At 46.9% G+C, this 12794-nt stretch carries 11 protein-coding genes and 1 rRNA gene; 3 read left to right on the top strand and 9 right to left on the bottom strand.

All coding sequences use genetic code 11. The annotated features are described in order from the left end of the window. The first annotated feature begins 124 nt into the window (after window positions 1-124). The gene (locus tag ACO6UY_RS22830; protein ID WP_422445942.1) at window positions 125-892 is read left to right on the top strand and encodes a hypothetical protein; all 768 of its coding nucleotides are present in this window, start codon (window positions 125-127) and stop codon (window positions 890-892) included. 264 nt (window positions 893-1156) lie between these two features. Here the strand turns inward: ACO6UY_RS22830 and ACO6UY_RS22835 are convergent, their stop codons facing one another. From ACO6UY_RS22835 to ACO6UY_RS22870, 8 genes are all read right to left on the bottom strand, one after another. Beyond that, the gene (locus ACO6UY_RS22835) at window positions 1157-2227 is read right to left on the bottom strand and encodes a hypothetical protein (protein WP_422445940.1); all 1071 of its coding nucleotides are present in this window, start codon (window positions 2225-2227) and stop codon (window positions 1157-1159) included. Further along, window positions 2224-2706, bottom strand: coding sequence for a hypothetical protein (locus ACO6UY_RS22840; RefSeq protein ID WP_422445938.1), 483 nt, complete (start codon window positions 2704-2706; stop codon window positions 2224-2226). Before ACO6UY_RS22840 ends, ACO6UY_RS22835 begins: the two co-directional genes overlap by 4 nt. A gap of 825 nt (window positions 2707-3531) precedes the next feature. Beyond that, window positions 3532-4767, bottom strand: coding sequence for an organoarsenical effux MFS transporter ArsJ (gene arsJ, locus ACO6UY_RS22845; RefSeq protein WP_422491400.1), 1236 nt, complete (start codon window positions 4765-4767; stop codon window positions 3532-3534). Next, entirely contained in the window at window positions 4767-5774 is a 1008-nt protein-coding gene (locus tag ACO6UY_RS22850; protein WP_422468089.1) for an ArsJ-associated glyceraldehyde-3-phosphate dehydrogenase, read from the bottom strand. Before ACO6UY_RS22850 ends, arsJ begins: the two co-directional genes overlap by 1 nt. Before the next feature lie 4 nt (window positions 5775-5778). Next, window positions 5779-6117 carry a metalloregulator ArsR/SmtB family transcription factor gene (locus tag ACO6UY_RS22855; protein WP_422468091.1) on the bottom strand — a complete coding sequence of 113 codons (339 nt, stop codon included), beginning with the start codon at window positions 6115-6117 and terminating at the stop codon, window positions 5779-5781. A gap of 206 nt (window positions 6118-6323) precedes the next feature. Beyond that, window positions 6324-6524, bottom strand: coding sequence for a hypothetical protein (locus tag ACO6UY_RS22860; RefSeq protein WP_269676331.1), 201 nt, complete (start codon window positions 6522-6524; stop codon window positions 6324-6326). Window positions 6525-6658: 134 nt separating this feature from the next. Further along, window positions 6659-8233 carry an AbgT family transporter gene (locus tag ACO6UY_RS22865; RefSeq protein ID WP_422491393.1) on the bottom strand — a complete coding sequence of 525 codons (1575 nt, stop codon included), beginning with the start codon at window positions 8231-8233 and terminating at the stop codon, window positions 6659-6661. A gap of 177 nt (window positions 8234-8410) precedes the next feature. Continuing rightward, window positions 8411-9208: a substrate-binding periplasmic protein gene (locus ACO6UY_RS22870; protein ID WP_422491395.1), complete on the bottom strand. Its 798-nt coding sequence runs from the start codon at window positions 9206-9208 to the stop codon at window positions 8411-8413. A 94-nt stretch (window positions 9209-9302) separates the two neighbouring features. On the opposite strand from ACO6UY_RS22870, the gene ACO6UY_RS22875 reads away from it, so the two are divergent. After that, a complete protein-coding gene (locus tag ACO6UY_RS22875) occupies window positions 9303-10370 on the top strand; it encodes a radical SAM protein (protein ID WP_422491397.1) in 1068 nt (355 codons plus the stop codon). A gap of 222 nt (window positions 10371-10592) precedes the next feature. Here the strand turns inward: ACO6UY_RS22875 and ACO6UY_RS22880 are convergent, their stop codons facing one another. After that, window positions 10593-11972 (bottom strand): hypothetical protein, encoded by a 1380-nt coding sequence (locus ACO6UY_RS22880; protein WP_422491399.1) that lies wholly within the window; start codon window positions 11970-11972, stop codon window positions 10593-10595. A gap of 735 nt (window positions 11973-12707) precedes the next feature. Between ACO6UY_RS22880 and ACO6UY_RS22885 the strand changes: the two genes are divergently transcribed. Beyond that, a 16S ribosomal RNA gene (locus tag ACO6UY_RS22885) occupies window positions 12708-12794 on the top strand; the annotation flags it as partial.

Here is a 12794-nt window from a genome sequence, read left to right on the forward strand (position 1 = left end):
CTCAGGCTACAAATAAAGGAGGGCAGTGCTTGGGTAAGCGGAGGTGTTCACGCTTACCAGAATTAGCGTTCACGTTTACCAGAATATGCAGCTGGAGGTTTCAGGGCGTAAGTCTGGTAGGGGCTTGGAACTAAATCTGGAAAAATATGCTTCTGGTGCTCATCAGCAAACAAGCTATTATTCTCGTTATTTCTATTTGAGATGTACTATGAATCTGAGAGATTTGTCTCGATCTGAGCAAGCTAAGATACTCGCAGATTATCATGACAACAGAGATATCGGTCGGGAAGTATTCGAAGGCATTAGTGACTGTTTGTCTGGTGATGCTGTCATTAAGTCAGCCAAAAAGCTTGGGTTAGCTGCTGGCAAGGAGATTATTGCTCAGAATGAGAATGAGCTAACGATATTGATGGATTATGCTTATCACAATCAAAGGAATGGGCTCTTTAATGCCATAGAGCGCTTCACAAACATGAATTCTAATGTGGTTGCGGAGTACCCTGAGTTTTTCAAAGCAATAAATGCGTCGTTTTATTCAGTTTTCTCTGTAACGTCAGTGACGCCGGGACTTGGAATCACGGTTGAGGATATGCTGACTGGAGAAAATATACACATCATTGATGTAGGCTTTTCACACTCTCCACGAGTTCCAAATATGTGTGGTCGGATAATTCCTTTTAAAGAGGGGTATTACTGTACTTCGGGTGCGATGCTGCCACTTTTCAAGGCCCACCAACAAGAAGCTGTAGATAGAATTCTGGTTAAGTTCTCGGCTCATAAACTGTCCATGCAACAGCCGGTTTTTTCAAAGAAGCAGGAAGCTGCTTTTCAGGCTGAAATCATTCGGTATCTTTTGAAAACGGATGCCTGTGAGAGAGTTGGCTTTATTTAGCTTCACCATCCTTGATCGCAGCCAGGGTTTCATCAAATTGGCTGCGTAGCTCTTCAATCCAGAAGGTCACTTCGCCGGGTGTTTCAGAAGTGTTGGTGAGCAACATAGCTCAACTTAACCCTTACGATATCTGTCGTAAGGGTTTTGTCGTTTTTAGAGTTTGCAAAAGAAAAAGCGGAAGAATTGCCCCTTCGAGTTCTCCACTTTTTTGTCTTTCAAGATTGGTGCGTTTGTTTAAAAATTTGCCGAAGTTCACACCGGTGGTTAGCAGGTGCTTTTCCAATAGGGTTCGGGGCTGGATTCAAAATGATCCCTGTTCTCGCCTCTTTTGGCCAATACATAACTGTGCCCGTGTGATTCGATTACTCTGATATTGGAAGCAGGAATTCCCGACTGGTTTAACAACCTCGAAAGTCTCTGTCCTTTGGTAATATTGCCATTACCTCTATCAATTCCCGCGATAGTAATAACCAGAAGCCCTCTGAGAGGGGCCAGCAGTTCATATATTTTCTGGAAGAACTCTTTTGCCTGCTCTTCATCCTGGTGGTCAAACTTCTCAATAAAGGGAATGTATATCTGGTCAAATGTCTTTGAAGCCTCAGTTTGTTGTGATTGATTATTATCGTTGGCAAGGCTGTCATCCATAAGTTCACCCGGATCAGGTGTGATAACCTGCATTACCCTGTCATTAATCCAGTCCGTCAGAAAATTATCAAAAACCCAGCCATAGGTTGGGTGAGTGCTTATTTGATCCGGGAATAGTTGAGATTGATCTGAGGGGAAGGGAAGATTAAAAATAGAGCGAAACACAGGCTCTTCATCGTAGATACCATTTAAGTCATTTAGCCAGTCCCTTAAATCACCATAGTTTATATGGTCATCCTTACTCAATATTCCTTGTGGCCAGGGATCGGACGGCGGACTGTTCTTGATCATTGAGTAATTGTCGTGAAGCCCTGAGTTCTGTTCAATGCTGATGCTGGTGCCGGGCGTCGCTCCGGCTGACATATCGGTGGCTGTTGAGCTAATACTTCCAGTGTCTTGAGTATCTATTTCGCTACAGGATAAACAGCCTGGAGTAGTATTTTCGTCAAGCTCGACTATTTGATAGTCGTTAAGTTCTTTGCTGTTAATTGAGGAGCTGTCGTGGGTAGCACAAGACGCTGAGAAATAAAGTGCTGCTGGTGAGGGTATCGGGTAAATGGGCAGCTGTTGTTTTGCAGCGGCAATGTCAGACGGTGACATGTCAAGCTGATTTATCGAGTCGATGGGGCTCAACTCACCGGTCAGTAAAGATTTGGCGCTGCCCGTAATCAGGGCTATCAGAGGAATCATTTGTAATCGGTCGCTTCAGATGTTTGTGCAGATAAAACGGTAGCATGCTTACCAGTGATCTTCTCTTGTTCCTGATCACAGGTATGCTTGAAAGCTTCATGGGAGGCACTCTGTAAAGCCTTCATTTTCAGGGACTGTTTCCGGGCTCGATAAGTAGCTTTCCCTTTTTCGGATTGTGTGTAAGCTCGTTTGGAAGCTTTTCCTCTCTCGGACTGTGAATAAGCCTTCTTGTAAGCCTTCCTTTTCAGAGATTGTTCCCAGGCTCGTTGGGTAGCTCTCCCTTTTTCGGAGTGCCTGTAAGCTCGTCTGGCAGCTTTTGCTCTTTCGGACTGTGAGTAAGCCTTCAGGTAAGCCTTCCGCTCCTTGGACTGAGAGTAAGCCTTCTGGTAAGCCTTTCCTTTCTCGGAATATGCGTAAGTCTTCCGGTAAGCTCTGCGGCAAGTCTTCCCCTTCTCAGAATTTTCCCAGGCTCGCGTCATAGCCTTTCCTCTCTCGGACTGTGACCAGATCTTATAGTAAGCCTTCCGTTTCTCAGTCTGTTCGTTTGTCTTCCTTTTCTTGGCCCCGGTACAGGGGATCTCTTTCCCGGGCTTAGCCTGAGCTTGTTTGGCAACGCTTACTTTCCCGTGCTGCGCGTTAGCCTTCCGGTCAGGCTTATCATGAGAGAGGGGCAGAGATTCACCAGAGCTGGAAGCAAAGGCATTAAAATGCAGCTCATTTCTTGCGGGAGGTATATTTTGTTGAAGCTGTTCACTATTTGTTCGAGGGTTGATTATAGAAACTGGCATTGCTCGCACAAAGCGAGGATCAACAAGATGTTGATTGTTGGGTAATGGATCAGTAACTTCACCAGGATTGTGATGAATATTAATAGCTGAGGAGCTTTGAGAGTAAATAACCCTGACTGGCACTTTTTTAAAGCGGGAATCACTGAATGGATTATGTAGACTTGCACTGCATGGAATCAAGTTGTTGAAATAATTACTGGGTTCAGTTTGACCAACGCGCAGCCCGAACACCAAACTACTTTGCTGTGGACAGGCTTTAAAAACCAATCCACTGCCTGACATAACAGACTCATACGCTTTTTGAAATTCCGCATACAGTGAGTGTGAGGTTAAATAGGGATTAGTCATTGAATTATAGAATTAAAGGCTTACAGTGTGAGACCACTCGTTCTTATAAAAGTTCCTCTCTAATACAATGTGGTCAATACAAATTCTTCAAAAGTCAGCGCCTCATGAATGATGAGAACGCTGGTGGTTGGATGGTTGGGTTTGCCTGCTGTTGGGCAAGAATTGGTGTTACGGATGATGATCCGGCATCGTCAGTGAAATGATGGCAGTGAGTATGATAAAGAATGAAGAGATCCACAGGCAGGCTGCCAGTCCTCCCCATTGAAAAGCCAATCCCGAAAGCACGGTTCCGGTTAAACGCCCCATGGCGTTGGCCATGTAATAGAAGCCAACATCCATGGATGCACCTTCTTCCCGGGCAAAAGAGACAATCAGGTAAGAGTGCAGCGATGAGTTGATGGCGAAAACCCCGCCAAAAATCAGTAGGCCGATAATCAGACTCAACTGTGGATACCACTGGCATGTGATCGCCAGCGCCAGCAGGACCGACACCAGTAATAGCGTTGCTGACCATAATGCCAGGGCGGTGCGATTCTGGATATGCTGGTTCTCAGCCCCGGTAATTTTGGGCGCAATACCCTGAACCAGGCCATAACCAATCACCCATATAGCCATGAAACTCCCTGTTTCCACGTGGCTCCAGCCAAAAACGGCACTCAGGGAGACAGGAAGGGCGATGACAAACCATACGTCCCGGGAGGCAAAGAGAAAAAGGCGGGCCGCAGAGAGAGTATTGATGGCCTTGCTCTTGGAGAATATCTGGGTAAATTTGGGCTTGCTGCGGGCTTTACCCAGGTCTTTTTGCAGCCATATCAGGCTGCCTGCCAGTACCAGGGTCAATACAGACGACATGGTCAGCATGGCACTCTGAAAACCAATCAGACTGAGCAGGGCCCCGCCCAGAAAGAAACCTGCACCTTTCAAGGCATTTTTGGACCCCGTCAAAATGGCTATCCAGCGATAGAGTTTTCCCGCCTGCTGGCTACTGACCAGGGTTTTTATGGAGGTCTTCGCGCTCATCTTGTTCAGGTCCTTGGCGATGCCTGAAATCGCCTGGGCAAACATCACCAGAGGTATAGACAGGAACTGGGCAGGGACTGACAGCATCAGCAAAGCGGTGATCTGCATAAACAGGCCGATATTCATGGTTCTGTTCAGACCGATTCGGGCGCCCAGCCAGCCGCCAAGCAGGTTAGTGACTACCCCGAAGAACTCATAAAAGAGAAACAGCATGGCAATTTCCAAACCGGAATAACCCAGTGCATAGAAGTGGAGAACCACGAGCATGCGCAGGGCACCATCGGTCAGGGTGAAGTTCCAGTAGTTGAAGGTGATAAGCGAATAATTTCTTATCTGCTGTTGCCGGAACTGCCTGGTGTTTTCAACGTGGGTAGTCTCAGTCATCAGGCGTTCTCTCTGCCAACCTTGAGTGCCAGCTCGGCCGTACGACATGCGTAGCCCATTTCATTATCGTACCAGGCATAAATTTTTACCATGCGCTGGTCAACCACCATAGTGGACAGTGCATCAATAATTGAAGAACGCTGGTCACCACGGTAATCGATGGAAACCAGGGGCCTTTCTTCATAACCGAGGATGCCGTTCAGTGAACCCCCGGCGGCGGATTTCAACAGCTGATTAACTTCCTCCACCGAAGTATCCCGGGATACGTCAAACACCATATCAGTGATCGATGCATTCGCCAGGGGTACCCGGATAGCATGGCCATTCAACCGACCCTTCAGATCAGGAAAAATCTGAGTGATGGCAGTGGCAGAACCTGTTGTTGTCGGGATCAGGGACATGCCACAGGCGCGTGCTCTTCTCAGGTCCTTATGGGGCGCGTCCAGAATCGTCTGGGTGTTGGTCAGGTCATGAACGGTGGTGATAGCGCCGCGGGTAATGCCAAGATTTTCGTGAATGACCTTAACAACAGGCGCTATGCAGTTGGTGGTGCATGAGGCGGCGGTGACAATGCGATGCTGGTTGGCATCATAGAGATTATCATTTACCCCCATAACCACATTCAGAACACCTTCTTCCTTCACGGGGGCGGTGACGACCACTCGTTTAACGCCCTGCTCAAGATATTGGTTAAGTTTGGCTGTTGCCTTGTGAACACCTGTGGCATCGATCACCACATCACAATCCGACCAGTTTACGGCAGTGATCTCTTTTTCCTGAAAGCACTCAATACTCTGACCATTGATGACAATATGCCGGTCGTCCGATGAAATGGTTTCCTGCCAGGTACCTTGTACTGAGTCAAATTCCAGCAGGTGGGCCAGTGTTGCACTGTTCCCGGCCACGTCATTGATTCTGACGAACTCAATGTCCGGCCAGTGCCATGCGGCTCTCAGTGCAAGTCTGCCGATACGGCCGAAGCCATTGATACCTACTTTGATCGTCATTTTCTTACTCCTTAACAGGGCGGTCAGGCATGGATTCCAGCCGACCGGTATCCTGCTGGTACTCACTTTTCAGACAGTTTGAGTGGCGAAGGCCGTCAACGATTTTGTTCATCCAGCCGGGCAGACTTTCTGCTACGGAATAGAAAATCCATTGATCTTTACGACGGGTTTTTAACAAACCATGATTTCGCATTTGTGCCAGATGTCGGGATATCTTGGGCTGTGGCTCATTCAGGGCAGATACCAGTTCATAGACACACAACTCACCTTGCCGGGCTATCAGTAGCAGGCAGCGGAGGCGAATTTCATCCGCCATCATTTTGAAGAACTCAGGGGGTAGCATCAAAATTGCTCAAACATGTGGATATGCGCATATTCGCATATTGTGGATAAAATACAAGTCAAATATGCGCAGGCTCACCAATTTTTGAGTAGTTGTGTGCTGGTATGATTATGGCGGGAGAATGAGGGGTTGGTTCAATTAGGTATTCGTTATTGAAGACTTAGAGAGCGCTTGCTACTCAGGCGGTAGAGAAGGGCGGTTCAGGTTTACATAAGATAAAGCATGGCCATAAAGACAAAGCCGGGCAGAAAAAAACCAACCAGGGCTCCGGATTCCCTGTCTCCCCAGCGTTTCTCAGTCACCTTGCCGGAGTAGTGGATGATAGCAATCCATGACAGCAGGCAGATAGCTGCAATCATCCAGCTGGTGGGTGTCATTCCCTCGATAATTTTCATCAGATTGAACACAATCAGGAGCCCTCTCAAGCATGGTTTACTAGAAAGATAGACTCTTTTTGATGAAATAAGTTCCCTTCCCGGGGAAAGGTGAAAAATGGTTATAACAAAAAGGGGCCAGAGCCCCTTAAAGAATGAGATGAATATTACATGGCCGGGTAAGTGTAAGAAGCCTGAATACCCAGTGGCAGACCAAGCGCCCAGTAAGCCAGCAGGAAGATAGTCCAGCCGATCAGCATGGCGATGGAGTATGGCATCATAATGGAAGCCAGAGAGCCGATACCGGAGTTCTTCACATAACGCTGGCAGTAAACCACCACCAGTGGGAAGTAAACCATCAGCGGAGAAATGATGTTGGAAACCGAGTCACCAACACGGTAAGCCGCCTGAGACAGTTCCGGAGAGATGCCCACCGCCATCAGCATAGGTACCAGGATTGGACCAATCAGGGCCCATTTGGCAGAAGAAGAGCCGATCACCAGGTTAACGGTGGCGGTCAGCAGGATCATGCCAATAACAGTGATTTCGGCAGGCAGGTTCATGGCCTGCAGAACTTCCGCACCGCTCAGGGCCAATACGGTACCCAGGTTAGACTGGGAGAACGCGTACAGGAACTGCGCACAGAAGAAAGACATCACCAGGTAAGAGCCCATGGTGGACATGGTGCTGTTCATGGCAACCACAGTGTCTTTAGAGGTCTTGAAGGTGCCAGAAACTTTACCGTAGACAATACCCGGAATGATAAACAGGATAAAAATCAGCGGCACGATAGACTGCATCAACGGTGCAGAGAATGCTGTGATTTCACCGGTCGGAGAGCGCAGTGGCGAAGTCTCAGGAATAACGGCAGCAACCAGCACTGCGATACCTGCCAGCATAGCCAGGCCAGCGGCATTAAAGGCTTTGCTTTCTTCTGGCGTAAAGGAGCTAAGGTCTGGAGCTTTCTCTGCATCTTCATCCAGGGCAGCAGTTCCCCGCAGACGTGGCTCAACAATTTTGTCAGTGACATACCAGCCAATAGCGACGATGACAATACTGGACGCACCGGTGAAGAACAGGTTGGCCAGTGGGTTCATCTGGAAAGCCGGGTCCAGAATCTGTGCAGCCGACTGAGTAAAGCCCTGCAGCAGTGGATCAATACCGGACGGGATAAAGTTGGCAGAGAAACCACCGGATACGCCGGCAAATGCCGCAGCGATACCCGCTAAAGGATGACGGCCCGCCGCATGGAAGATAATACCGCCCAGAGGAATAACCAGAACGTAACCAGCATCGGCTGCAGTATGGCTGACAATGGCAACCAGGATCAGCATTGGGGTTAACAGTTTGACCGGGGTGACACCCAGCATTTTCTTGAGACCGGTATTGATGAAACCGGATTTCTCCGCCACGCCGATACCCAGCATGGCAACCAGGACGATACCCATTGGGGCAAAGCCAGCAAAATTCTTAACCATGCTGGCAAGAAAGGCCGCAAGAGCGGAGCCGGTCAGCAGGTTTTTTACCGCCACAGTTTCACCGGTGGCCGGATGCACCATGTCCAGGCTCATCTGGGACATCAAGGCAGACAAAACCCAGACGATGACCATGCCATAAAGGAATAACAGTGTCGGGTCCGGCAGTTTGTTGCCTGCCTTTTCAACGGCGTTCAGGAAGCGATTCATCAATCTGGAATCGCCCGGTTTCACCTCCGGCATTGGAGAAGCTTCAGCTACACTCATGGATGACTCTTTCTCTTACTACTATTTATCGAAATGGTGATTATGTAAAGATTTTAAAAAATCAAAGATGAGATACGGAATGATCCAGATCAATTAAATATAATAAAGGGAAGTGCAGTGATAATATTTAGAGATATTTTCTGATAAGGGTGGTGAAATTCGAGAGATATCACTGGACTATCTCATACTGCTCTTTCGTTTTTCGAGGCTGAACCCCATCCATTTGTAAAGACTGTCGTTTAATACTTTATCCGCATAACCTGATTCCTGTCGATTGACCAGTTTCTCTGAAATTTTGTTGACGGGCAGAGTGCATCCAAGCGCTTTGGATACCGCAATGTAAAGATCAAAGGGGGAAAGCTCAACGGGCATTTTTTCCAGCTTGCCTTCCAGATCCAGCAGGGAGACAAAAAGATCACCCTGGATCTGCGGGTAGATGGCGTAATCAACACGACCAACGTTCAGCATTTTCAGGCCCTGCTGTGCATGGAAGGTTTTCACAATACTCAGGTGATCGTCTGCGTACTGCTCAAACGCCTTGCTGAACCGGACATTTCGTGGTGCAACTCCTTTAAGATCCTTCATATCTGACCAGTGCCGTATATCACGCTGATCATCTCTTCGGGTTACAACCATATAGCTTTGCGCGTAAATAGGAGGGTAGATATGGTAGACCTCATTCAGGTATTTCTGCTGATAGATCATGGCCGGATTAATATGGATGATACCCTGGCGAAGTTTGTGGGTGACCCGATTGGCTCCGCCAAAGTAATCATTAATGACACGGATACCTTCTTCTTCAAGAATTTCAGTGAGCAAATCGGAGGCTGCGCCATGAGTGCTCTGGTAGTCGCCCCAGCTTACCGGCGGAAGGTCAGGATAACCGGTCAACACAACTTCTTTGCACATGGCGCTGTGTGCCAGCAGTTGCCCGGAAAACAGTACATAAAATACCAATACTGTAAATGTTCGCAAATGCTTGTCCTTTATAATGTCTTTCTTTTCAGTCCTTGATGACCAAGGGCTCAAGCAAATTTAATGATAACAGAAATCCACTCTGGTATGTTGTATGGGTATTGATATTCGTCATCTGAAGGATGGTTGTAAAATAGAAGACAGTGATCACTTTCGGTCAGCACGCATCAACAGTCAGGGGTATTGGTGTTCTTTCAGGGATGGGGCATCGTTCTATCGCCGTTGCATGGATGGCTCAATAGTGTTGGGTGCAGAGGCGAGGCGACTGCCAGCTGGTGAGATGGACAGGGTGCTTGAGGCGTACCAGGGGTGGATCAAAAATATTGCTGCTGATAATAAAGTCATTCGGGCAAGCCAGCAGCTAACCAATAAAGATTATAACGATGTTGCTGACCTCTATCGTGAAGTCTATCCCGAAGAAGTCACCATTCTCCCGCCTGACCGTTATGGCGATATTGTTATTATGCCAGCAACAGGGTGTCCGAACAGACGGTGTACGTTCTGTGCCTTCTATAAAGATAAGCCCTATAGGGTTCTTAATGAACCGGCGTTTGCTCAACATCTTGCTGATGTAAAAGAGCTGTATGGTGCAAAGGTGCATTCATCTCCCGGTGTATTTCTTGGCTCAGCGAATGCAATGGCTCTGTCCCAGAGGCGACTGATGTGCTGTTTGGCATTAATAAAGGAAAAGCTTGGCACTTTTAAAAGGGAGGTTAGTACATTCGCTGATCCTGATTTCAGTGCAAAACGGACAACAGCGCAGTGGAATGAGTTGCGTGAGAGCGGTTTGCGTCATTTGGTGATTGGTCTGGAAACCGGTTGGGGTGAGTTAAGAGCCAACCTGGGGAAATCAGGAGACCTTGATAAATGTATAGCCATGATTAACAGTGCCAGGCGGGCTGGGATCCATATTGGTCTGACGCTGCTGACCGGAGCGGCACCAGGGGAGTTAAGAAGAGAAAATCTGAAACAAACGTTGATTACCCTTGAAAGTCTGGAGCTTTCCGGGGGGGATCTCATATACCTGTCACCGCTGAGCAAAAATGGCTTTGTGCACGATGCCGCTTTAGAAGAGCAAAGTGAGATGATGACGGTGATAATGACGATGACTGAGGCGAAAGTGGTGCCTTATCAAATGCAGCGTTTTCAATATTTCATGTGAACTGAAGACGACCGTCTTTTAATGTTTGCAGCAATGGTGGATTGATCGAAAGAAAAACAACCGGTTGTGTTCAGTTGAATAGTCCAGATGATAAATGCTTACGTTTAATAAATGAGATTATGTTCCTGACTTAGTAAATTAGCTTTACAAAGCTCCCATTAACAACAATGGGAGCTTTGCTATCGTCATTAATAAATATTCAAGCAACCTTGCCTCGGGCGCTTAGGGCTCATTAGTATCTATCGAGATTCTTATGAACATAGTGTCATTCTTTACGTATTTATCCAGGTTCTGTGTGGATAATTCCAGTATACAAGGGCAGCCAGAAGCGATGTTGCGCTCCTTTTTAGGCCTTTGAAAAGATGAAGAATAGGGGGCGGGGCGAAAAGCATCATGCCTGTCTTCGCCGTGCGTCAGATCAAGAATATTAAAATGGACTTTGTGTCGGAACGGCCAATGCAGGGTTTCATCGTAGTCACCTTTCATCACCACTAAAAATAAGCTGATATGCGTTCCTTTTCCCAAGCCGTCACCATTCAGGTAGAGCTTTGCACACAATTTATAGCCATAAGTGTTTGTAAAGAATACAGGGGAGAATAGGATATTCGTTTTACCACTTATAGCATCATTTCGTTTGGCAGTGAATTGATCAATTTTCCAAAGCAGGGTGCCGTTTGTGGTTACCGGATTTCCTTGTACGGCTTTGGCTTTGAGAAGTTGATCTATCAAATGAAATGCATTGGCCAGTTGGTTTTCAAGATCTTTAACAGTATGGCAACATTCTGTGTTGCGTTTTTCAAGGTCAGTGATGCGTTGCTCGAGTTCGGATGTCAGCGAGGGACTGGGGTGCAGTCTTGGATTTTGAGGAGAGAAGTAAAAGGCCCGGGTAAGCGTTTGCAGTTGTTGGTTCAGTGAATCAATTTTTTTATCCAGTGACTCTATTTTTACATCAATCAGGGATTCTTGCTCTTTGAGCATTAATTGCCTCATCTGTTCTACCTGTTTTATCAGCTTTTCCACGCGTATATCAAGCGCTGAGTGGCTTTCGGTAGCCTCCGAACTCGCGTGTTGGAGCATGGTTATCCTGTCTTCCAAAGTAAAGTTTCTACATACGGCAATGTGCTTAAGGAGATCCCTATAAAGCCCGTGCCATTGACAATCAGTATTTTCATTGGTGGTGTTTGAAGGGCATTGATATAGATGTGTGGATTCGATTTCACGGGAGTGAAATTTGTCCGGATAGGTCTCGGAGTTATCGATAGGGCAACGGTATACCTCTACATTATCCGGGGTGCCTGGTTGTTTGGTGCGTGGGTTTGGTTGCTCGTGCTTCAGGCAATGACGACACAGCAAGTGAATAACTTCATCAGAGCTGCAATGGTAAAGTTCTCCAGGCAGGTGATTCATTTTATTGCAATATACTACTTTTTTCGTGAATAGTTCAGGCATTTCGGTCATAACCTGAACGCCACGGTAATAAAAACTGGTTATGTTTTTTGATGGGAGTGTATACAGACTACTTGCTATTGATGTGTTAGTAGAGGTTGCCCGGCTGTGGGGCGTGTTAAGTGATAACTGACCTGCGTGCATTTGATTATCCACTCATTACTGGTTTCAATAACCATTCGATTATGAAACTGCATGAAAGTTCCGACCAATAATGCTTTGTCATGCAAAGCCCTCTCAGGTGGAAAGCAACCCGGCACTGTAGAGAGTGGTATTTTCATTGTGTAGCCAATTGAGCACTTGTTTTACCGACTCATAGTGATGCCCATAATCTCTATAAGTCAGTTGGCGTAGGTGATTGTACGTAAAACCATCATCGCTTATTGATTAACATCAAAACTTCTCTATTATTTGCACCACTTCCACGGACTGGCCCAAACGGTCATCCACGGATCAGCAGAATGAATCATTATCGCTGACCGGGAAGTGCGGTTTGAAAATGGGTTGTTTGGATTGAATGAAAAACAACCGGTTGACAAATCAAACTGGCGCGGTAAGATGCGCATCCGCTGACAGGGCTTGAGAGCAACGTCAGTGAGTTGGAAAGCTTCTTTCTTCTTCTGAAAAATGATCGCTTGACAACGAAAGTTGCCACGGTAAGATGTGCAGCCTTGCTGATCGGCGCTGACTGCTGAATCAGCGATTAAATCGCCACAGTTTAATCAGTTCTTTAACAAGATATCAGACAATTCGTGTGGGCGCTTGTGCGATTGCATCGGTTACAAAAGGCTATCACCTTTTGTTAATAGTTAAATGCGACGCTTAAGCGAACATACTCGTTAATTTGCAGTAAGTTCTATTGAGCATATAAATTTTTCGCATGAAAAATTTAAACTGAAGAGTTTGATCATGGCTCAGATTGAACGCTGGCGGCAGGCCTAACACATGCAAGTCGAGCGGTAGCGGGAAGAGCTTGCT

This window comes from Endozoicomonas sp. ALE010, assembly GCF_049310165.1.
Taxonomy (GTDB): Bacteria; Pseudomonadota; Gammaproteobacteria; order Pseudomonadales; family Endozoicomonadaceae; genus Endozoicomonas.

Bases quoted from the DNA above. Each gene is read 5' to 3' on its own strand.
- ACO6UY_RS22835 (WP_422445940.1), bottom strand. From the start codon at position 2,227: ATGATTCCTCTGATAGCCCTGATTACGGGCAGCGCCAAATCTTTACTG.
- ACO6UY_RS22840 (WP_422445938.1), bottom strand. From the start codon at position 2,706: ATGACGCGAGCCTGGGAAAATTCTGAGAAGGGGAAGACTTGCCGCAGA.
- arsJ (WP_422491400.1), bottom strand. From the start codon at position 4,767: ATGACTGAGACTACCCACGTTGAAAACACCAGGCAGTTCCGGCAACAG.
- ACO6UY_RS22850 (WP_422468089.1), bottom strand. From the start codon at position 5,774: ATGACGATCAAAGTAGGTATCAATGGCTTCGGCCGTATCGGCAGACTT.
- ACO6UY_RS22855 (WP_422468091.1), bottom strand. From the start codon at position 6,117: ATGCTACCCCCTGAGTTCTTCAAAATGATGGCGGATGAAATTCGCCTC.
- ACO6UY_RS22865 (WP_422491393.1), bottom strand. From the start codon at position 8,233: ATGAGTGTAGCTGAAGCTTCTCCAATGCCGGAGGTGAAACCGGGCGAT.
- ACO6UY_RS22875 (WP_422491397.1), top strand. From the start codon at position 9,303: ATGGGTATTGATATTCGTCATCTGAAGGATGGTTGTAAAATAGAAGAC.